This window comes from Streptomyces sp. NPDC048636, from assembly GCF_040650655.1.
GTDB lineage: Bacteria > Actinomycetota > Actinomycetes > Streptomycetales > Streptomycetaceae > Streptomyces.
The window spans coordinates 14,749-34,803 of sequence record NZ_JBEZHR010000012.1 but is presented as its reverse complement, the minus strand read 5'-3'; the positions used below and the strand labels follow the sequence as shown (position 1 = coordinate 34,803).

At 70.4% G+C, this 20,055-nt stretch carries 17 protein-coding genes and 1 tRNA gene; 12 read left to right on the top strand and 6 right to left on the bottom strand.

Annotated elements, in window-relative coordinates; translation table 11 throughout:
• The first annotated feature begins 12 nt into the window (after positions 1-12).
• The 3 genes from AB0C66_RS27295 (at position 13) to AB0C66_RS27285 (ending at position 4,888) form a co-directional block, all read left to right on the top strand.
• On the top strand, positions 13-2,865 hold the full coding sequence (locus tag AB0C66_RS27295) for a lantibiotic dehydratase (RefSeq protein WP_362443955.1): 2,853 nt from the start codon (positions 13-15) through the stop codon (positions 2,863-2,865).
• Complete coding sequence (locus AB0C66_RS27290; RefSeq protein ID WP_362443952.1) at positions 2,862-4,091, top strand: lanthionine synthetase LanC family protein; 1,230 nt, start codon at positions 2,862-2,864, stop codon at positions 4,089-4,091. Before AB0C66_RS27295 ends, AB0C66_RS27290 begins: the two co-directional genes overlap by 4 nt.
• A 212-nt stretch (positions 4,092-4,303) precedes the next feature.
• The gene (locus tag AB0C66_RS27285) at positions 4,304-4,888 is read left to right on the top strand and encodes a choice-of-anchor C family protein (protein WP_362443950.1); all 585 of its coding nucleotides are present in this window, start codon (positions 4,304-4,306) and stop codon (positions 4,886-4,888) included.
• A 135-nt stretch (positions 4,889-5,023) separates the two neighbouring features.
• Here AB0C66_RS27285 and AB0C66_RS27280 read toward each other — a convergent pair.
• A tRNA-Lys gene (locus tag AB0C66_RS27280) sits at positions 5,024-5,097 on the bottom strand.
• A 161-nt stretch (positions 5,098-5,258) separates the two neighbouring features.
• Here AB0C66_RS27280 and AB0C66_RS27275 point away from each other — a divergent pair.
• Positions 5,259-5,852 carry a lytic polysaccharide monooxygenase auxiliary activity family 9 protein gene (locus AB0C66_RS27275; protein WP_362443948.1) on the top strand — a complete coding sequence of 198 codons (594 nt, stop codon included), beginning with the start codon at positions 5,259-5,261 and terminating at the stop codon, positions 5,850-5,852.
• Here the strand turns inward: AB0C66_RS27275 and AB0C66_RS27270 are convergent.
• Entirely contained in the window at positions 5,825-6,787 is a 963-nt protein-coding gene (locus tag AB0C66_RS27270) for a DUF5753 domain-containing protein (protein ID WP_362443946.1), read from the bottom strand. The genes AB0C66_RS27275 and AB0C66_RS27270 overlap by 28 nt on opposite strands.
• Positions 6,788-6,940: 153 nt before the next feature.
• On the opposite strand from AB0C66_RS27270, the gene AB0C66_RS27265 reads away from it, so the two are divergent.
• The 6 genes from AB0C66_RS27265 (at position 6,941) to AB0C66_RS27240 (ending at position 13,536) form a co-directional block, all read left to right on the top strand.
• Complete coding sequence (locus AB0C66_RS27265; protein ID WP_362443944.1) at positions 6,941-7,342, top strand: ATP-binding protein; 402 nt, start codon at positions 6,941-6,943, stop codon at positions 7,340-7,342.
• A 486-nt stretch (positions 7,343-7,828) separates the two neighbouring features.
• Positions 7,829-8,593 (top strand): hypothetical protein, encoded by a 765-nt coding sequence (locus AB0C66_RS27260; RefSeq protein WP_362443941.1) that lies wholly within the window; start codon positions 7,829-7,831, stop codon positions 8,591-8,593.
• Positions 8,594-8,677: 84 nt separating this feature from the next.
• Positions 8,678-9,694 carry a DNA-binding response regulator gene (locus AB0C66_RS27255; protein WP_362443939.1) on the top strand — a complete coding sequence of 339 codons (1,017 nt, stop codon included), beginning with the start codon at positions 8,678-8,680 and terminating at the stop codon, positions 9,692-9,694.
• Between the two features lie 154 nt (positions 9,695-9,848).
• Positions 9,849-11,414 (top strand): acyl-CoA carboxylase subunit beta, encoded by a 1,566-nt coding sequence (locus AB0C66_RS27250; protein WP_362443937.1) that lies wholly within the window; start codon positions 9,849-9,851, stop codon positions 11,412-11,414.
• A 483-nt stretch (positions 11,415-11,897) separates the two neighbouring features.
• Positions 11,898-12,461: an ABC transporter permease gene (locus AB0C66_RS27245; RefSeq protein WP_362444393.1), complete on the top strand. Its 564-nt coding sequence runs from the start codon at positions 11,898-11,900 to the stop codon at positions 12,459-12,461.
• Positions 12,462-12,495: 34 nt separating this feature from the next.
• Positions 12,496-13,536, top strand: a complete 1,041-nt coding sequence (locus AB0C66_RS27240; RefSeq protein ID WP_362443934.1) for an ABC transporter substrate-binding protein — start codon at positions 12,496-12,498, stop codon at positions 13,534-13,536.
• Between the two features lie 58 nt (positions 13,537-13,594).
• On the opposite strand, the gene AB0C66_RS27235 is transcribed toward AB0C66_RS27240, so the two are convergent.
• The 4 genes from AB0C66_RS27235 to AB0C66_RS27220 form a co-directional block, all read right to left on the bottom strand.
• A complete protein-coding gene (locus AB0C66_RS27235) occupies positions 13,595-14,899 on the bottom strand; it encodes an MFS transporter (RefSeq protein WP_362443932.1) in 1,305 nt (434 codons plus the stop codon).
• On the bottom strand, positions 14,896-15,678 hold the full coding sequence (locus AB0C66_RS27230; RefSeq protein ID WP_362443929.1) for an LLM class F420-dependent oxidoreductase: 783 nt from the start codon (positions 15,676-15,678) through the stop codon (positions 14,896-14,898). Before AB0C66_RS27230 ends, AB0C66_RS27235 begins: the two co-directional genes overlap by 4 nt.
• Before the next feature lie 57 nt (positions 15,679-15,735).
• On the bottom strand, positions 15,736-16,752 hold the full coding sequence (locus AB0C66_RS27225; protein ID WP_362443926.1) for an alcohol dehydrogenase catalytic domain-containing protein: 1,017 nt from the start codon (positions 16,750-16,752) through the stop codon (positions 15,736-15,738).
• Between the two features lie 72 nt (positions 16,753-16,824).
• Positions 16,825-18,390 carry an MFS transporter gene (locus tag AB0C66_RS27220; RefSeq protein WP_362443923.1) on the bottom strand — a complete coding sequence of 522 codons (1,566 nt, stop codon included), beginning with the start codon at positions 18,388-18,390 and terminating at the stop codon, positions 16,825-16,827.
• A gap of 451 nt (positions 18,391-18,841) precedes the next feature.
• On the opposite strand from AB0C66_RS27220, the gene AB0C66_RS27215 reads away from it, so the two are divergent.
• Both AB0C66_RS27215 and AB0C66_RS27210 read left to right on the top strand, forming a co-directional pair.
• Positions 18,842-19,507, top strand: coding sequence for a helix-turn-helix transcriptional regulator (locus tag AB0C66_RS27215; protein WP_362443920.1), 666 nt, complete (start codon positions 18,842-18,844; stop codon positions 19,505-19,507).
• A 266-nt stretch (positions 19,508-19,773) separates the two neighbouring features.
• The gene (locus AB0C66_RS27210) at positions 19,774-20,025 is read left to right on the top strand and encodes an acyl carrier protein (protein ID WP_362443917.1); all 252 of its coding nucleotides are present in this window, start codon (positions 19,774-19,776) and stop codon (positions 20,023-20,025) included.
• Positions 20,026-20,055: the final 30 nt, after the last annotated feature.

The following is a 20,055-nucleotide window of genomic DNA, read 5'->3' as shown; positions in this document are numbered from 1 at the left end:
CGGGATGGTGTGATGCGGAGGCTTTTCGACCCCTGCGCCGTGGCGATGGCCCGGATCCCGCTGTGCCCCCTCCTCGACCCCGTCGGCAGCGACTGCGACGGTGTGTTGAACGAAGGCGTGTTCCTGGCCGGTCGGAGCGCTGCGCAGGCGGTTGCCGAGGGTACGGAGCGCGGACGAGTGACGCGCTGTGCCTACGATCTGCGCTCCCGTATGCGGACCACTCCGCAGGGGGTGTTCGCCGGGGTCGCCCCCGCTGTGTTCGCCGCGCCTGCCCCCGGCATGCGACTGGGGGCCGCCCACCGGACCGTCACCAACCTCAGCCCCGCCTGGCTGACCGCGATAGCGGACCGGTTACTCCACGACGAGCCCGATCTGCTGCCCGCGCTCTCCCTGACCGCCGCATCCTCAGCCGCCATCAGAGGGGACCGGCTGGAAATCGAGCATCCCGCCTCCGCAGGGCCACGGTTCGCCAGCGTGCGCGCCACCGAGGTGTCGCGTCGGCTGCTGGAAGCCAGCCGCGCCGGAGCGTCGGCCGCTGACCTTCTCACCGACCTTCTCAGCCGCCATCCCGGGGCCACCCTGCACCAGGCCGCGCGGGCCGTGGTCGACATGATCGACACCGGTCTGTTGCTGACCGATCTGCTCCCGACCGACGTGCGCGCGGACCCGCTGATCCATCTGCTGGACAAGCTCCCGGCCACAGCGTCGGCACGGACTTCCCTGACCCGCCTGGACCAATTGCTGAACCGAGCCGATGCGCACCCGCCCGGCAACCGGCACAGACGGAAGCTGCTGGAGGAGGCCCGTGACCTGGCGGACACGCTGCATCGGACGAGTAGGCCGCTGGTCGTCGACACCCTCGCGGATGCGGAGATCGCCCTGCCTCCTTTGGTGGGCGAGCAAGCTGCCGAGGCCGCCTCGCTACTCTGGCGGATCGGTCACCGAACCGGTCCGTTGACCGACTATCACCGGCGCTTCTGCGCCGCCTACGGCCGCCACCGGCTCGTACCGCTGCTGGACGTCCTCGACCCCGTCACCGGCCTCGGTCCACCTGGGCCTCACGACGCGATCGGCACCGATGAGGCCCCCGACGCACGCCGCACCGCCGTGCTGGCCGGGCTGCTCTCCGACGCCTTGTCGGAAGGCAGGAACGAGATCGTCCTCCATGAGCGGCACATCGACCAGCTCACCCATCCCTCGCCACTGCCGCCGCCGCGCACCGCCGAGATCCATGTCCAACTGCTGCGCGACGCGGAGGGATTGCGCATCGCGGTCTGCCCCGGCACCGGCTCGCAGAACGCCGGAGCCGCACCCGGCCGCTGGACGAGGTGGCTCCCGGACCTCGCCCCCCGGGAGCAAAGCGACACCGGCAGCGGCCCCATGATCGCGGAAATCGTCTGCCGACCCCGTACCACCGCCGGCGCACTGGCCGCCGAGAGCGGCTCCGCTCCCTGGCGCATCCCGGTCGATGTCCCCGCCCGCCCCGGTGACCTCGTACCCCACAGCCTCGCCGTCACGACTGACGGAACCCACCTGCAACTGTGGTCCACCCACCATCAGCGGCCCGTCATTCCCGTGCTCCACAACCGCGTCGCGCCTCGGCTTCTGCCCCCGGCCGCGCACTTACTCCACCTTCTCGGGCACTCCGGAACCCGGCCGTGGCACCCCTGGAACTGGGGCCCGCTGTCCTGCTGGCCCTACACCCCGCGCGTGCGCTACCGCGACACTCTGCTGGCCCCCGCCCGCTGGCGGGTGCCTGACGCTCTCGTCGCATCCACAGACCGCCATGCCGCTTTCGAAACGGACCTCATGGCGTGGCGCACCCACACGCGGCCGACGCCGCCGCCCGTGCTCGTCGCCGAGGAGGCTGACCGCCGTCTCCCTCTCGACCTGCGCCAGCCCGACCAGCGCGAGTTGCTGCGCCGCAGCATCCGCCGTGGCACCCGCACGCTCGGAGAACCCTTCGCCGCTCCCGAGGAACTGGCCGTGGTCGACGGGCCAAACAGAACCGGCCACCTGATCGACCTCGTCGTCCCTCTCATCCGGCGCCACACTTCCCACCACGCGCCCTCCGATCCGCGGTACGCGCTGCGTGCCGCCGGAACCGGCACTCATCTGCCCGGCAGCTCTTGGCTGTCCGCCGTACTCTGCACCCCCGGCCACCTGCACGACACGGTTCTCACCGAGCTCGCCCCGCTGCTGGCCACCCTCCCCGACGATGTCGACCGCTGGTTCTGGTTGCGCTACACCACCCCAGCCCTCGGACCCCATCTGCGTCTGCGGTTCCACGCCAACCCCCACAGCCTCGCCACCCATATCCAGCCACAACTGGCGAGCTTCGCCGACCGATTGCACCACCGCGGTCTCCTCGGGCCCGGCATGCTGCGCCTGGAGCCGTACGAGCAGGAGATCGAACGCTACGGCGGGGCGCAGGCCATCACCGCCGCCGAGCACCTCTTCTGCGCCGACAGCCGTCTCGCCCTGGCCGCCCTCACCCATACCGAGGATGTGCGCTTTCTCGCTGCCGCCGTCACCGCCGCCGAGACCGCCCGCACTCTTGCTCCCGAGCAGGCCCGCTCGGCCCTGAACCCTGGCCGCCTCACCCGGGACCAGCGCCGTCACCGTGACGCCCTGCGCCCGCACCTCGCGGACGAGCCCCACCCGCTCCTCCCCGCCGATCTGGCCGCAGCGCGCGCAGAGCACCGCGCCGCGCTGATCGCCTACCGGGACGCCGTTCCGCCGCGGTTCACCGCCCGGTGCGCCAGCGATGTCATTCACATGCACGCCAACCGCATGCTTTCCATCGACCCCGGAGTCGAACGGATCATGCGGACCTTGGCCGCCGATCTCCTGCACCGCTCATGAAAGCCGACCTCCACGCCCGGGCCGCCGCGTGCGCCCTGGACATCGCCCGCGATCTACGCGTCCCCAGCGACGTCACCGCTTCCCTGTCGGACCGTGCCGCCCACACCTTGTGCCACGGGCTCGCAGGCACCGCGCTCCTGCACGCATGCCTCGCCGAGGCGGAACCCGGATCGGCCAAAACGGCTGCGGCCCACTGGGACGCTGCGGCACGCCTGCTGGGCAAAGCACCTCCGGACGGCATGCACACCGGCCCCGGAGCCCTTGCCGCTTCCCTGATCATCGGTACCGGCTATCTGGCACCTCACGACCCGCACCAGGCCCTGCTGCCCCGCGCCACGGCCTGGCTCTCGGCTCGTGCCGCCGCGCTCGCTCGCCACCACTTCCATCGGGCCGCCCGTGCAGAAGCAACCCCTTGGGCGGTCTACGACGCCATCAAGGGGCTCACCGGCATCGGGCGCGTCCTTCTCGCTGCTCACACCCGCGGCCACGGCGCCGAAGCCGAGCCGGGGTTGAACGCCGCTCTGACAGCCCTCACCCATATGATCCTCGCCAGCACCGGAACCCGACCGGGCTGGTGGCTTCCGGCCACCCTTCACCCACCCACCGTCCGTATCCCTTCCTCCGGCGCAGCCACCACCGGCCTCGCTCACGGCATCGCCGGTCCGCTCGCCCTCCTGGCCACAGCCCATCGGGCCGGACACACCGTTCCCGGCCAGAACGACGCGATCCACACCGCCGCTCAGTGGCTCCTGACCTGGCAAACTCCCCAGCGCACATGGCCACCCCACGTCAGTGGAACCGCCTTGGACGACGGCCCCAGTGGAACCACCACCCGCATCACAGGGCGCACCACCGCCTGGTGCTACGGGACCCCGGGCATCGCCGCAGCGCTCACCGGGGCTACCCACGCCCTTGGCCTTCCGGCACTCAACCGCACCGCCGCCGCAGCCATGGCCAGCCTCGCCGCCAGGTCACCGGATCACTGGGACACCGAAGGCACAGCCCTCTGCCATGGCAGCGCAGGCATCCTGCAAAGCGCCCTCCGCCTCTCCTGCCGCCCTCTGGTGGACATGGCCGCTCATGCCACGCTGCTCGGCGCCACGACCGCGCGCCCGCACGGCTTCCTCACCGGCCGGGCAGGCACCGCACTGACTCTCGCCGACCTCGGCGGACTGTTGTCGGCCGGACCGACCGCCACTTGGGACTGCCTCCTGCTGCTGTCGTAGCCACGACGGTGTGGGCCCATGTCGCGGCGGCGACTTGAGACATGCTCGAAGGGCGAGAGCCGTTGGGGTGCACACCCCGCGTGATCAGCGCGCAGACCGTGGCGCACACCCCGGTGCGCCGGGGTTCCGGTCTTGGCCGGTCGGCCCCGGATGCGGGAAATTCATCGGCGGGTCAATCGTGACCCTCACACCTTCTTCCTCCAGGAGGGGATATGTCGCGCATTCGTGCCTTAGCCGTCGCTGTCGTCGTCGCCGGGGTTCTCGCCGGTACTGGTACCGGCGCCTCGGCGTTGGCCGCAAGCCGCTTCGACGACGGCAGCTTCGAGACTCCCAGGGCGCCCGCCAACTCGTTCCAGACGGTGTCGGCGGGAGGCACCATCGGTCCGTGGAAGGTCACGTCCGGGAGTGTCGATCTGATCGGGGCCGGGTACTGGCAGGCGGCCGAGGGTGACCAGTCGGTCGACCTCAGCGGCCAGACCGGGGGGACGGTGGCGCAGACGTTCACGACGGTCCCGGGGAAGCGGTACACGGTGACGTACTCCCTGGCGGGCAACCCCGGGTTCGGCCCGGCCGTGAAGACCGGGAAGGTCTTTGTCGACGGGCAGAACTTCCAGGACTTCACCTTCGACACCACGGGCAAGTCCACGACGAACATGGGCTATGTGACCCGTGAGGTGAGCTTCGTGGCCACCGGCACCACCACGACGCTGGCGTTCGCCAGCACCACCAACACGGCCGCCGGACCGGTCCTCGACGACGTCAGGGTCCGTGAGTGCGAACCCTGTCCCTCCTGCTGATCCAGGGCACAGAACCCGGAGCCCCGGCGCGAGCGCGCCGGGGCTCCGGTGCGCAAGGGGAGTCGGCCCGCGCCGAAAAAGCGACTGGGGTTTCTCGGTGAACCGAGAAACCCCAGGTCAGTGGCGAAGCCACGGTGCGCCGCCAGGGACTCGAACCCCGGACCCGCTGATTAAGAGTCAGCTGCTCTAACCAACTGAGCTAGCGGCGCTTGCTGACGGCTGAATCTTACCGGACCCCGGAGGGTGCTCCGGACCGGGGCGGTGGGGGTCCGCATTGGTATGGACATGTCCAAAACCGCTCGCTAATCTCGGACTTGGTCTAGACCGCAATGCACGGCTCACGGACTCCCCACGTCTTCAGGAGCGAAGCATGCGCAACAAGATCCGCGCTGCTGTCATCGGCATCGGTCTCGCGACGGTCTCCGTCCTCGCGACCGGCGGCAGCGCTTCCAGCCACGGGTACACCGACTCACCCATCAGCCGTCAGAAGCTGTGCGCCAACGGGACCGTCACCGGGTGCGGGGCCATTCAGTACGAGCCGCAGAGCGTCGAGGGGCCGAAGGGGTTCCCGGCGGGCGGGCCGGCGGACGGGCTGATCTGCGCGGGCGGGAACAGCCGGTTCGCGGAGCTCGACGATCCGCGGGGCGGCAACTGGCCCGCGACCAGGGTCGGCGCGGGGCAGAGCTATACGTTCAACTGGCGCTTCACCGCCTCGCACGCGACCACCGACTTCCGGTACTACATCACCAGGAACGGATGGGACCCCGGCCAGCGGCTGACCCGCGCGAGCCTGGAGCCGCAGCCGTTCCTGACCGTGCCGTACCACGGGCAGCGGCCGCCGTCCTCGCTCTCCCACGCGGGCACGCTGCCGGGCGGGAAGAGCGGCAGGCATCTGATTCTCGCCGTGTGGACGGTCGCGGACACCGGCAACGCCTTCTACGCCTGCTCGGACGTCCAGTTCTGAGCGAGGCGGGGGCCAGGGGTGCGGTGCTGTCCGGACGGCACCGCACCGTGGTGGACCAGACCGGCGATCAGGGCGATGGTGGCCTCCGCCGACAGCGCGCTGTCCACGATCCGGCCGAAGGCGTCGGCGAAGACCCGGACGTCGTCGGCGCCCTCGACGTAGGTGGGGCCACAGACGTTCTCCTGGGTGACCACGTCCGGCAGCGGACCGCGGAAGCCGACGAGGGTGAACGCGCCCGCGTCACCGGGGTGCGGGGCGGCGTCCAGCGGGATCACCTGGAGGGTGACCGTCGGCCACTCGGCCACCTCCAGCAGCCGCCACAGCTGGGCGGTCATCAGGGCGGGGCGGCCGGTGAACCGGCGGCGCAGGGTGGCCTCGTGGATGACCGCCCACAGTTTCAGCGGAGCGGCGGGGCGGGTGAGGACGGCCTGCCGGGCGAGGCGCACCTCGGCGAGCGCGTCGATCTCGGCCCCGTCGCCGGCCACCGCCCGGGCCGCGATGGTCTCGCGTGCGTAGTCCGGTGTCTGGAGCAGCCCGGGGAGGACCAGCGGGGCGTAGTCGCGGACGGACTCCGCGTCCGACTCCAGGGAGATGTAGTCGGCGTAGGCGGGCGGGACGACCCCGCGGTAGGTCTGCCACCAGCCGCGTTTGGCGGCGTGCTGGGCCAGCACCTCGAGTGCGGTACGGGTGTCGGAGTCGTCGACCGCGTACGCCCGTAGCAGGGTGCCGACCTCGGTGGTGCGGATCGTGGCGTTGGCGTTCTCGATCCGGGAGAGCTTCGGCGCCGTCCAGCGGCGGGCGTGCGCGGAGCCGCTCTCCGCGGCGTTCAGGGCGTCGGCGGCCGCGTCCAGCGTCATCCCCGCCTCCGTGCGCAGTCTGCGCAGTGCGGCCCCCAGGCGCCTGCGCCGGACCGTGGGCACTGGCTGGTAGGACATCCGACCAGTCTGACGTACCACCAACTCACGGGTGGCCGGGGGCATATGCCAGTCTGATGGCCCAGGGGTCGAAACATTGCGAGTGGTACGCCCATGGGCCAGGATCCTCGGGTGAGGCGGCACGCGCCGTGCTTTGGAGGGGCCCCGGACCATATGGCTGAGAACATTCCGCAGCGGTACGTACTGCGCCTCCGTGTCCATCCGCAGACCCTCGCCGAGGTGCGCCGCGCGGTGGGCGCCCGGCTGCGCCGGTGGGGGCGCGAGGAGCTGATCACCGCGGCGGCGATGTGCGTCACCGAGCTGCTGTCCAATGTGCACAAGCACGCCGCGTCCCCCGAGTGCGAACTGACCCTGGAGAACCGCCGGTACGGCGTCTACGCCGCGGTCAGCGATACCGAGTCCGCGCTGCCGGTGGTCAAGGAGCCCGACTTCCTCTCGGAGAGCGGGCGGGGGATGTTCCTGCTGAGCAAGACGGCGCATGCGTGGGGCGCCGATCTCACGCCCACCGGCAAGACGGTCTGGTTCACCCTGCACGCCGAAGTGGTGGATCCCTGACCCACGGCGCCGGTAGCGTGGTGTCCCCCGGTCGCTACACCGTCCCGCATCCGCTGTCATCACCCCCGGATGGGGGTGATTTGTGGTCAGCTCCCCGCTGGCAGGTACCGGACAGCGGCCGGAAACGACGGTCGCGAAGTGTTGTGGGCCCGCTGCGCTGCGTGCGCCCGTCCGGTGTACAACTCGGCGGTTCCCGTAACTTGTTGACAGTTGGACTCCCACGAGGGCGTGCGCGGTCGTGTGCGCCACTGCGCCACGCACCGTTTGGGCAACTCTTTACCTTACGCCCCGCGTTGACGTCGTCGCTGTGTGCGAATTAGTGTCGAGTGGATTTCGCGCAATGCTGCCTCGGTATTGAGGCAAAGGAAATACGAGAACCAGGCCGGTATTTGGAAAAGTAAGTTTCTGAAGCCCTCAGGGGAAGTCATGGTTGGTCTAGTCCGCGCATCCGAGCCTTCTGCCGAGAGTGCGGCGGCGGCTCCGGGCATGGCCCCCGACTACGTGGAGCGCGCTCTGCTCGCGGCGCGCGACCTGATCGAGTCGACGGTCGTACGGCACCGCAGGGAGCTGGCCCAGGACTCCTGGGCGGGGACGGCTCTGGAGAAGGTGCCGCTCGCGGAGGTGATCGACACCCTGGTCGGCGGTGCCGAACGGACCGTGCAGATGGTCATGTCGGGCAGCGAGGAGCAGACGGACGCCCTCTGTGCGACGCTGGCCCGGCCCGTCGGGGGAGCCCGCCGGAATGTGGCCGTCCGGTTGCTCTGCGTGGAGCGCGCCGCGGCCGCGAACGGGATACGCGCGCTGGCGCGCACCGATCCGCGGTGCGAAGTCCGGGTCGGCGACGGCGTACTGACCGAGGCCCTGCTGATCGACGGCCAGCTGGTCTACGTACGGGGCGGGGGCGGCGGCCGGACGGATCCGGCACGGGGCGGCGGACGGCAGGCGGCCCTGGTCGAGGACCCCGCCACGGTACGGGCCCTGGAGCTGATGTTCACCGGAGCCTGGGGAAACGCGGTGGAGCTCGAGGACTACCCGCGGCTGGGCGGGCGGCTCTGCCGGGATTCCGCCCGGCGGATACTGGAATGTCTGCGCACCGGCCACACCGATGAGGTGGCCGCCCGCGAGATGCGGGTTTCGCTGCGCACCTATCGTCGCTATGTCGCGGAGATCATGCGGGAGCTGGGGGCCAGCTCCCGCTTCCAGGCGGGGGTACGGGCGGTGGAAATGGGGCTGCTGCCGAGCCGTCACTGACGGCGCTCGCGACCTTGACCACGTCATCGAGCGGGAAACCCGTGCGGGAGACCCGTACGGGAAACCCGGGCAGGAAATGGGGAGATGAACGACCGCGGACGCGATCCGGGGCCGGAGGCCACATACGCGGGGGACGGGCTGGACCGGACACTGCGGGAGGTGCGGGCGCTCATCGAGTCCACGGTGGTGGAACACCGTGCCCGGCGCTCCCGGAACGAGCAGTTCGCCGAGGTGGGAATTGAGGATTCCGCATTTCTGGCCGCCGCCGAGCAGGTGATCACCCATGCCCGGCGGGGGGTGGACGCGGTGTTCCCGGAGGCCACGGCGCGGATGGCGCCGGCGCACGCGGCGCTGGGGACGCTGCTGACCGGTCTCGACGGCGCGGTGCGGGTGCGGGTGCTGCGCGGCAGATCCGGTCCCGGTGGCGGTCCGCCGCCGGGACCCGCTCCGGTCTCCGTGCCGCTGCCCGGTGCCGAGCGGACGGCGGGGGGCGCGGCGGGGAGTGCGGGGAGTGCGGCGGGGGCCTCCGCACCGGCCGGTTCCGGGAAGTCCCGTGCCGGTGAGGCCGGTTCGGGGGAGTACGGTCCCGGACGGTCGGGTGGGCCCGGGGGTGCCGACGGCACGGGGGGTGCCAGTGGCGCCGGGGGCCAGAGCTCGCACCCCTGCCCCCCTCAGGTGCGTACCGCGGCGATCGCCCTGCCCACCGCCGTCATCGCCGACGGCCGGACCGCGCTGGTGTGCGTCGAGACCGACGAGGGGCGCCGGACCTCGGTGATCCAGGACCCGCTGGTCGTCGGGACCCTGTACGGCATGTTCACCACGATCTGGGCGAGCGCCGTACCGGCCGCCCGCCCCCTCGACTTCGGCAACCGCGCCCGCACCGAGATGGTGCGGCGGGTGCTGGCCCGGCTGCGGGACGGGGTCACCGACGAGGCGGCCGCCCGCGATCTGGCGATCTCGGTCCGCACCTACCGTCGCTATGTCACCGGGATCCTGGAGCTGCTGGAGGCCGGCTCCCGATTCCAGGCGGGCGTCCGCGCCGGTGAACTGGGCATACTCGGCGATCCGCCCAAGCCGCCGCCGGATACAGCGGCCCGCTGACATCCGGTGGCCACCGCCCGCCGGAACGCAAGGTGTCCGGTGGCCTCTTGCGGTCATCCTCGAGGGATTCTCTACCAGCGGCTTACGGCCCGTTCCTACCCTGACCGCGGGGCCGCACACCGTCCGCGTGCCCGGAGTCACGGGGGGATGTCCTATGCCGGAGAGCGACACAGCCAGTGCCCGCGAACGGGTGGCCGCACTGCACCGGCTCAAAGGCGAGGTGCGCGCGGGCGATCCCCGGGCCACCGCGGCCCAGCACGGGAAGGGCAAGCTGACCGTCCGCGAACGTCTTGAGCTGCTGTTCGACGAGGGGTCGTTCACCGAGCTGGAGCCGTTGCGCAGACACCGGGCCACCGGCTTCGGGCTGGAGGACAAGCGGCCGTACACCGATGGCGTGATCACCGGCTGGGGCACGGTGCACGGCCGTACGGTCTTCGCCTTCGCCCATGACTTCCGGATCTTCGGCGGGGCGCTCGGCGAGGCCCATGCCCAGAAGATCCACAAGCTGATGGACCGGGCGCTGGCCGCCGGGGCGCCGCTGGTCTCCCTCAACGACGGCGCGGGCGCCCGGATCCAGGAGGGTGTCTCCGCGCTCGCGGGCTACGGCGGGATCTTCGAGCGCAACACCCGGGCGTCCGGGGTGATTCCGCAGATCAGTGTGATGCTCGGGCCGTGCGCGGGTGGGGCCGCGTACTCCCCGGCCCTGACCGACTTCGTGTTCATGGTCCGGGAGACCTCGCAGATGTTCATCACCGGGCCCGATGTGGTCCAGGCGGTGACCGGCGAGAAGGTCTCGCAGAACGGACTGGGCGGCGCCGATGTGCACGCCGAGACCTCCGGGGTGGCCCACTTCGCCTACGACGACGAGGCGAGCTGTCTGGAGGAGGTGCGCTATCTGCTCTCCCTGCTGCCCGCCAGCAACCGCGAGACCCCTCCGCGGGTCCCCTGTGACGATCCGCCCGACCGCCGCTGTGACGCGCTGCTGGACCTGGTGCCGCTCAACGGCAACCGCCCGTACGACATGCGCGCGGTCATCGAGGAGATCGTCGACGACGGTGAGCATATGGAGGTCCATGAGCGCTGGGCCACCAGCGTGCTGTGCACCCTGGCCCGGCTGGACGGCCATCTGGTGGGCGTCGTCGCCAACCAGCCGCTGTCGCTGGCCGGGGTGCTGGACATCGAGTCCTCCGAGAAGGCGGCGCGGTTCGTCCAGTTCTGCGACGCGTTCAACATCCCCCTGGTGACGCTGGTGGACGTGCCCGGCTTCCTGCCCGGGGTGGACCAGGAGCACGGCGGCATCATCCGGCACGGCGCCAAGCTGCTCTACGCGTACTGCAACGCGACCGTGCCGCGTGTCCAGCTGATCCTGCGCAAGGCGTACGGCGGGGCGTACATCGTGATGGACTCCCGTTCCATCGGCTGCGATCTCTCCTTCGCCTGGCCGACCAACGAGATCGCGGTGATGGGCGCCGAGGCCGCGGCCAATGTGGTCTTCCGCCGCCGGATCGCCGCCGCCGAGGACCCCGGCACCGTACGCGGCCAGCTGGTCAAGGAGTACGCGGCCGAGCTGATGCACCCCTACTACGCGGCCGAGCGCGGGCTCGTGGACGATGTCATCGATCCGGGGCTGACCCGGCAGACCCTCATCGCGGCGCTGGAGATGCTCCGCGCCAAACATGCCCCGCTGCCTGCGCGAAAACATGGAAATCCACCGACGTAACTATTTCGTTTTCCCCATCGACATTGTAATCGGCGGTGTGCGGGCGATAGGTTGCACGCGGGCGTGCCGAGAAGGCAACAGCCGGTATTGCAAGGGGATTTGGGGATGACCGAAGGGGACGGAAGGGGTGCGACCGCCACGGCGGCCGCGGGCGGCGAGCCGAGGACCACGGCGCCGCATTCACCCCGACCGGGACGTGCACGAAAGTCCGGCGACACCACCGGAAAGGCACATCGCGGGGGCAGGAGTCGGCAAAGCAACAGGGGTTCGCATGGCCGTCACGTTCCGGTGAAGCGCCGCCGGACCGTCTTCCACGGGGTGCTGCCACCCCTGGTAATGGGGCTGCTGCTGCTTCTCGTATGGGACATCGTCACCCGTACCGGAATGGTTGCGGAGTTTTATCTGCCCGGTCCGGGCGCGCTGGCGAGCCGATTCCTGGACGAGGTGCGGAACGGTCAGCTCCTGGACTACACCCAGGAGACGGTGTGGGAGGCGCTGGCGGGCGGCGGGCTCGGGATCGCGGTGGCGCTGCCGCTGGGCTATCTCATCGCCCGCAACGAGCTGGCGGCCGCGGCGCTCCAGCCGTATGTGGCCGCCTCGCAGGCCATGCCCGCGGTGGCGCTGGCCCCGCTGTTCGCCCTGTGGCTGGGCTATGGGCTGCTGCCCATCGCGGTGCTCTGCGCCCTGCTGGTGTTCTTTCCCATCCTGGTCAACACCGTGCTGGGGCTGCGCTCACTGGACCCCGACGTGATGGGGGCCGCGCGCGTGGACGGTGTGGGGTGGTGGGGGATGCTCTGGTACATCGAGCTGCCGCTCGCCCTGCCCAGCATCCTCGCCGGGGTGCGCAACGGCCTCACGCTCTCCATCACCGGCGCCGTCGTCGGTGAGTTCGTGATGGGCGGTGAGGGGCTCGGCCAGCTGCTGACGATGCAGCGCCAGGAGGCCGACACCGAGGGGCTGTTCGCCTCGCTCGTCATGCTCTGCCTGCTGGCCGCCATTCAGTACGGGGTGGTCCGGCTGGTCGAGAAGCTCGTTCAGCGCGACTGACATCGTTCACTCAAGAGGAGAAGCAGTGCGTTTTGTGAGGACCTCCACCAGCCGTACCCGCAGATACCGGGTCACGGGGGCGGCTCTTGCGTCGGTCGTGGCGCTGGCCACGCTGACCTCATGCGCCGAGGAGCCGGAGGGTGCGGGGGGCAAGAGTGGCGATGGCATCACCGTGGGGCTGACATACACGCCCAATATCCAGTTCGCACCGTTTTACGCGGCCGCCGAAAAGGGCTACTACAAGGACGCCGGGCTGCATGTGACCTTGCGTCATCACGGCGCGGCCGAAGACCTCTTCGGGGCCCTGAAGTCGGGCAAGGAAGATGTGGTCTACGCGGGCGGCGACGAGATGCTCCAGGCTCGTTCCAAGAATGTGCCGATCGTGGACATCGCCACCTTTTACCAGAAATACCCGGTGGGTCTGATCGTGCCCAAGGACTCCGGCATCCGGAAACCCGAGGACCTCAAGGGCCGCAAGATCGGCACCCCCGGCCCCTTTGGCGAGACATATTTCGGTTTGCTGGCGCTCCTGAAGGAGGGCGGTCTTTCCGCCAAGGACGCCAAAATCCAGAACATCGGCTTCACCCAGCAGGCCGCCCTGACCGGAAAGAAGGTCGACGGTGTCATGGGCTACCTGAATAACGACGCCATCGCCTTCAAGGAGGCGGGAACCTCGGTACGGTCGATTACGCTCGACTCGGGTGCCGAGGGAGAACCGCTGGTCGGCGTGGGTCTGGGGGCCAAGAAGGACACGCTGGACAAGCGTGGCGACGAGATGAAGAAGTTCGTCGACGCCTCGCTGCGCGGTATGCAGTACGTGATGGATCACCCGGATGACGCCATCGAGCTGAGCCAGAAGTATGTACCGAGCCTGCGCGGTGAGAAGCAGCAGAAGAACGCGCGCGCGGTGCTCAAGGCCACCACACCGCTGCTGAAGAACGACCAGGGCGAGGTGGGCGTCAATGACCCGCAGACCTGGACCCGGATGGCGGACTTCATGTACGGCCAGGGGCTGCTGGAGAAGACCGTGACCCCCGAGGACGCCTACGACAACGCGTATCTGCCGAAGTCGTGAGCCGGGGCCGGTGGGCGTGAGCCACGGCAGGTGAGAGACGCCGCGGGCGGCGGGCGCTTTACGCGTCCGCCGCCCGTGTCACATCCGCCGCCCGCCGGTGCAGGGCCGCCGCCACCGCGAAGGCCACCGCGGCCCCGGCCGCCAGCGCCACCCAGCTGCCCGTGGCCGAGGTCCGGGAGATCACGAACAGTCCGATGGCCGGGCCCGAGGCGGTGCCCAGGTTCCAGGCCAGCGAGGCCAGCGCGCTCGCCCGGCCCACCGCCGTCTCGCCGGACCAGCGCAGCAGCAGCGGATAGAAGGCCGACGAGTACGTCAGCTCACCCGCCGCGAACACCACCGCGAAGGCCAGCAGCAGTCCATGGCGCACTGCGGCCGGGGCCGAGGGACCGGCCAGCGCCGCGCCCAGGCCACAGCCGAAGGCCCCGGCCCACAGCACCGGTCCGGCCGCGAGCCCGACCGTCTCCGGCAGCCGCTCCAGCCAGCGGCTCAGCAACGGCTGAAGGGCCACCAGGGCGAAGGAGTTGGCCGCCACCACGGCGCTCACCCAGCCCAGGGAGACGCCCATATGGTCGTGCATCAGCAGCGGGACGGTCGCCTCGATCTGGGTGAATCCGACGATCGCGAACAGTGCCTGGGCGACCACCAGCAGGGCCATGGTCCGGACCCGCAGCAGCGTGCGGTAGGTCGGCCCGGACGGGCCGCCGCCGGTTTCCGGCGCCTCCCGCGTGGTGTGCGCCTCGGCCCCCTTCGGCCGTAGCGCCCGGACCACCACGACCAGCGGCACCGCCGCCAGCGCGTTGGCCAGATAGAGCCAGCGCAGCGTCCCGGCCGGGGTCGAGGCGCCGTGCAGGGCGAGCCCGGCCACCACCGAACCGAACCCGATCCCGGCGTTGTTGACGATGTGCCGGACGGTGAACGCCGTCCGGCGGCCGCTCTCCGGTACGGCGAGGTCCACCACGCCCACGATCGAGGCGTAGAAGAGCCCGAACCCGACCCCGACACAGGCGCCGGAGACCAGTACCAGCGCCACCCCGTCGGCCGGGGCCAGCAGCCCGTACCCCACGGCCAGCGCCGCACCGCCGATCGCCGCCACCCGGTGCGGACCCCGGCGGTCGGCCAGCGGACCGCCGAGGAGGGCCGCGGCGAAGCTGGCCGCGGCCATCGCGAGGAAGTAGCCGCCCGCGGCCCGCGAGCCGAGCCCCAGCAGTCGGCTGATGTAGATCGCGGTGAACGGGAAGCACAGGCCGTTGCCCAGGCTGGAGAGCAGCAGTACGCCCATGAGCAGGCCGAACGGCCGGCCCAGGGGCGTACGGGCGGCGGACCCGGGCCCGGCCCCGGTCTTCTCGGGACGCGTCCCGGTCACGCGGTGAGCGCGGCGCGCACCTTGAGCAGCTCCTCGACCGTGCGCAGATCGTAGGGCGCGGGCAGCGAGACCACGATGTGCACCGCCCCCGCCTCGGCGAACCCCTCGACCAGCGGCAGCTGGTCCGGGTTGACCATGACCGTACGGGCGACCGCACCGGGGTCCCGGCCGACCCGCTCGCACCACTGGTCCAGCACCCCGCTCAGCTCGCGGAACTCGGCGACCGGGTCCTCGGAGGCCCAGCCGTACCAGTTCCACCAGTCGGCCTCCCGGGCCACCAGCTCCAGGGTGCGCCGCCGCCCGCCACCGCCGATCAGCACCGGAAGCCGCCCGGCGGGCCCGGGGTTGAGCCGGGCCAGCCGCTCCTTGACGGCCGTGACGGCGGCGGCGAAGGCGTCCATGCGCGCGGCCGGACCGGGGAACGGGATGCCGTACTCGGTGTGCTCGGCCTCGAACCAGCCCGCGCCCAGACCCAGTACCAGCCGTCCGCCGCTGAGCTGGTCCACGGTGCGGGCCATATCGGCGAGCACATCCGGATTGCGGAAGGCGGTGCAGCTCACCAGCGGGCCGATGGTGGCGCGCTGGGTCTCGACCGCCATCGCGGACAGCAGCGACCAGCATTCGTAGTGGCGTCCGGACGGATCGCCGGTGTGCGGGAGGAAGTGGTCCCACGTCCACAGGGAGTCGACGCCGAGGGCGTCGGCCTCGCGCCAGGCGGTGCGCAGTTCCGCGATACCGGTGTGCTGGGGGTGGAGTTGTACGCCTACGCGCAGGGACACGACGGTCCTTTCTCACAGGTGCCGGGGTGGTTCGGATGCGGTGTCGGACCCGCCGGGTTACGGGGTGACGACAACCCGGTAGACGGGGGTCTCGGCGGTCTGCTGGAGCGCCTTCTCCACCTCGTCGAGCGCGTAGCGGGCGGTGACCAGCGTCTCGAGCCGTTCGGAGAGACCGCCGCCGCGCAGCAGTTCGGCCGCGGCGCGCCAGTCGTCGGGCTCGTGGCTGAAGGAGCCGGTGACGGTGAGCTGGCGGCGGTGCACCTCGTAGCCGGGCAGTTCGGCGGGCGGGCCGTCGGGGCCGCCGCCGAAGAGCACGATGGTGCCGCCGTCGGCGACGGCGGCCAGGGCGGAGGCGATGGACTCCTTGGACGCGATGGTCACGAACACCACGTCGGCGGGCGGGAGCTGACCGATGTCGGCGGGGGTGACGGCCGCGTCCGCCCCGGCCCCGGCGATGGCGGCGAGCCGCCGCTCGTCGCGTTCGACCACACAGACGCCGCGGGCCTGGAGGTGCCGGGCGACGGCGAGGTGCAGCTGGCCCATATAGCCCGCGCCGATCACGGTGACCCGGTCACCGGCGCGGAATCCGCCGCGGCGCAGCGAGTGGACCACACAGGCCAGCGGTTCGCCCATGGCGGCCACGGCGGGGTCGGTGTCGCCCACCGACCACACCCGGGAGGCGGGCAGCACGATGTACTCGCCCAGCCCCGCGCCCATGGCGATGGCGCCGTCCTCGCGGACCTGGCCCTGGAGGGCGACGCAGATGGCGGACTGGCCGCGGCGGCAGGCCCGGCAGGTGCCGCAGCGGGGGAGGCCGTCGAGGGTGACCAGGGAGCCGACGGCGGGCATGTCCTCCAGACCGGCGGCCTTGGCGCCGACCTTCTCCACCCAGCCGGATATCTCATGGCCGGCGGCGGCAGGGTAAACGTTCATGCGCCCGGCGTACAGATTGGCCTCCATGGTGCAGATGCCGCACGCCGCGATGCGTACGAGCACCTCGGAGTCGCCCACGTCGGGCACAGGTATCTCTCTGATCTCCACCTGGCCGGGCGCGGTGATGACTGCGGTACGCATGGGAACTGCCTTCCGGATAACGGACGTTGTGCCCGGAGGCTATGTCGCGCCGTCACCGGTGGCAAGAAAAGGTCAGTGGCCGGAACCTGACGAGGAGGACGCGCGCCGGAAGGTCCACCAGATGATCGCGGCCCCGGCCGCGGCGGCGATCGCGCCGACGACGGAGGCGACATGCATGGCGTGGACGAACCCCTGGTCCGCGAGGTCGGACAGCCGCGGCATCCGCAGCCGGGCGCCGACCAGCCGGGTGGCCTCGGGGGACTCCCGCGCGGAGTCGGCCGCGCCCCGGGGCAGCTTGTCCAGATCGGGGGTGATCCGGTCACGGTAGACGGTGACCAGGACGGAGCCGAGGACGGCGACCCCGAGGACACCGCCGATCTGCCGCATCGCGTTGTTGACCGCGGATCCGGCGCCGGTGCGGTCGGCGGGCAGCACCGCCATGATGGCCTCGGTGGTGGGGGCCACGGCGGCGCCCATGCCCAGGCCCTGGAGAACGAGGAAGACCCAGAACAGCGGCAGTCCGCTGTCCTCGTCGAGGAAGACATAGGCGCAGAAGCCGGTGGTGGCGATCAGCATGGCGGTGGTGACCACCGCCCGCACCCCGTACGCCCGGACCAGCTTGGCCGAGAGCGGCGCACCGAGTAAGACGCCCAGGGCGACGGGTGCGATGGACAGGCCGCACTCCAGCGGGGTCTGCCCGTGCACGCCCTGGAGATAGAAACTGGTGTAGTACATCGAGCCGTTCAGGCCGAAGAAGGTGAGCATCACCGCCACGCTGGCGCCGGTGAACCGGATGTCCCGGAAGAGCCGTACGTCGAAGCTGGGATTGGCCACCCGCAGCTCGACCAGGACGAACACCACCACCAGCAGCGCGCCCCCGGCGAGCGCGGCGACAATGGCCGGATCGGTCCAGTCGTTGCGGTGGCCGCCCTCGATGACGCCCCAGACGATGGCGAAGAGACCGGCGGTGGAGAGCACCACGCCCAGCGGGTCGAACTTCTGCCGGACCCGGGTGGCCACCCCGGGCAGGAAGACCAGCGACCCGGCCACGCACAGCACCACGATCGGCACATTGACCAGGAAGACCGAACCCCACCAGAAGTGGTCCAGCAGCGCCCCGCTGAGCATCGGCCCGGTGGCGATGGCGATCCCGCTGGAGCCGGACCAGATGGCGATGGCGGTGGCGCGGTGCCGCTCGTCGAAGACCTGGGCGATCAGCGCGAGGGTGGCGGGCATGATCAGGGCGCTGCCGATGCCCATCGCGCCCCGGGCGACGATGAGTTCGGTGGCCGAGCCGGAGTAGGCGGCCCAGGCGGAGGCGGCGCCGAACACGACCATGCCGGTGAGCAGCAGCCGACGGTGCCCGTAGCGGTCGGCGAGCACCCCGCCGGTGAACAGCAGCACCGCGAAGACCAGGGTGTAGGAGCTGATGCTCCACTGGAGCTCGTTGGGGCTGGCGCCGAGCCCCTCGTCGGGGTCGGCCAGGGTCTTCAGCGCGACGTTCAGCACGGTGTTGTCGAGCCAGACGGCCAGCTGGGACAGGACGAGGACGGAGAGCGCGAGCCATTGGCTGCCGGTCGGTGAGGGCGATGGTGCGGCCGGTGCGGTATCGGTCGTCGCGGCGTTCTGTGCAGCCATGGGGGCGGCGCCTTTCGGGACCACGGAGAGGGAGGGGGGTCCGCGTCGTACGTCAAGGGACGGCTTGCTGTCTCATGCGCTGGCTCAATGAGGAAGTTACCAATCGGCCGAGCTGAGGCGCAGCCCCTTGGTCACACCGGCCTGTTCAGCGGCTGTAGGACGAGGGTATTCCCCGGCGAGAACTGTCCTATAAGTAACGATCTTCCTTGCCGTACGGGAGACGTCTCGTTACTGTGCGGCATAAGGGAACGGGGGTGTCCTTTTGAGCCACTTCGGAATTCAACTAAATGACCGAACGGTCATTGACGGTATCGACGATATTGACAACGGGGCGGGTGCCGGCGGGACGGTTCGCAGGGAACCGGAAGCCAGGTCGGACAACTTGGAGCAGGCTCTGGGAGAGGCGTTACGCCTGCTGGAGTCGGCTGTTCATCATCATCGGCGCAGCGCCATGGCCTCCGCGACCGCCGAACTCCCGGTGGCCGGGGAAGCGGTGGCCGGATGGGTCGCGCGGCTGGTGCTGCGCGCCGAGCGCGATGTGATCTGGAGTCTGCCGGAGGTGACGTGCGAGGAGCACGCCCGGCTGATCGCGCAGACGCTGCTCCAGCTCGCGGGCAAGGGGGTCAGGACGCGGATGCTGTGCCCGCCGCGGGTGATCCGCGGGGCCGCGTGGCAGCGTTCCGTCGGCACCGTCGAGCGGCTGGACGTCCGCGTCTTCGACGGGGTGCGCCAGGAGTTGGTGGTGGTGGACGGTGGCGCGGTGATCGCACCCGATGCCTCCCCGGGGGAGCCCGGCGGATCCCGGGCCTCGATGATCCAGAACTCGACCGTGGCCGACATGCTGCACCAACTGCTGTGCGGGATGTGGGACACGGCCCAGCGGCCGATGCGGCCGCTGTCCTTCGAGGGCGGTGCGCGCGGCCGGGTGCTGCGCGAGGTGCTGACGCTGATGGCCGAGGGCTACAAGGACGACGCCGCGGCCCGCAAACTGGGCCTCTCGGTGCGTACCTACCGTCGCTATGTGGCCGACATCATGCGTGACCTGAAGGTCGAATCCCGGTTCCAGGCCGGAGTGCGCGCCGCGCGCGCCGGGCTCATGGAGCCCGACGGCGACTGACGCCATCTGCCGGGGGAGGTCGGATTCCGGGTGATATGCGTGGTCTGCACGTCAGCTTCCTGACAGATTCTTGCGGAATCCACGGTCATACGTTTCAGTAACCGGCCTCCACCGGCAGCTTTATGACAGCCACCGAGGGCAGCCAGCAGGGTTCATCGGGCACATGACAGCTAGTGGACTCTGGGGTTGTCGGGCTGGGTACCGGCGCATAGCGTCACTGGCAGGTTCGCCGCTTTGCCCATGCCCAAAAATGGAGGTGCGCGGTAATGTCCGCCATCGTCGAAGAGCACCGGGAAACCATCAAGGAAATCGTTACCGATATTCTTGAGATAGATCCCGACGAGGTCACCGAGACCAGTCTCTTCAAGGAAGAGCACGACGCGGACTCGCTGCGGGCCATTGAAATTCTTGCGGCGTTGGAAAAAAATTTCAACGTTGTCATCAATCAGTCCGAACTCAGCCGGATGGTCAATCTGCGCGGCGTCTACGAGGTGGTTTCCGACGCGGCGGGCTGGTGACGGACTCTCGGCGGATTCGTCGGAAGGCAG

Bases quoted from the DNA above. Each gene is read 5' to 3' on its own strand.
- AB0C66_RS27295 (WP_362443955.1), top strand. From the start codon at position 13: ATGCGGAGGCTTTTCGACCCCTGCGCCGTGGCGATGGCCCGGATCCCG.
- AB0C66_RS27290 (WP_362443952.1), top strand. From the start codon at position 2,862: ATGAAAGCCGACCTCCACGCCCGGGCCGCCGCGTGCGCCCTGGACATC.
- AB0C66_RS27285 (WP_362443950.1), top strand. From the start codon at position 4,304: ATGTCGCGCATTCGTGCCTTAGCCGTCGCTGTCGTCGTCGCCGGGGTT.
- AB0C66_RS27275 (WP_362443948.1), top strand. From the start codon at position 5,259: ATGCGCAACAAGATCCGCGCTGCTGTCATCGGCATCGGTCTCGCGACG.
- AB0C66_RS27270 (WP_362443946.1), bottom strand. From the start codon at position 6,787: ATGTCCTACCAGCCAGTGCCCACGGTCCGGCGCAGGCGCCTGGGGGCC.
- AB0C66_RS27265 (WP_362443944.1), top strand. From the start codon at position 6,941: ATGGCTGAGAACATTCCGCAGCGGTACGTACTGCGCCTCCGTGTCCAT.
- AB0C66_RS27260 (WP_362443941.1), top strand. From the start codon at position 7,829: ATGGCCCCCGACTACGTGGAGCGCGCTCTGCTCGCGGCGCGCGACCTG.
- AB0C66_RS27255 (WP_362443939.1), top strand. From the start codon at position 8,678: ATGAACGACCGCGGACGCGATCCGGGGCCGGAGGCCACATACGCGGGG.
- AB0C66_RS27250 (WP_362443937.1), top strand. From the start codon at position 9,849: ATGCCGGAGAGCGACACAGCCAGTGCCCGCGAACGGGTGGCCGCACTG.
- AB0C66_RS27225 (WP_362443926.1), bottom strand. From the start codon at position 16,752: ATGCGTACCGCAGTCATCACCGCGCCCGGCCAGGTGGAGATCAGAGAG.
- AB0C66_RS27220 (WP_362443923.1), bottom strand. From the start codon at position 18,390: ATGGCTGCACAGAACGCCGCGACGACCGATACCGCACCGGCCGCACCA.
- AB0C66_RS27215 (WP_362443920.1), top strand. From the start codon at position 18,842: ATGGCCTCCGCGACCGCCGAACTCCCGGTGGCCGGGGAAGCGGTGGCC.
- AB0C66_RS27210 (WP_362443917.1), top strand. From the start codon at position 19,774: ATGTCCGCCATCGTCGAAGAGCACCGGGAAACCATCAAGGAAATCGTT.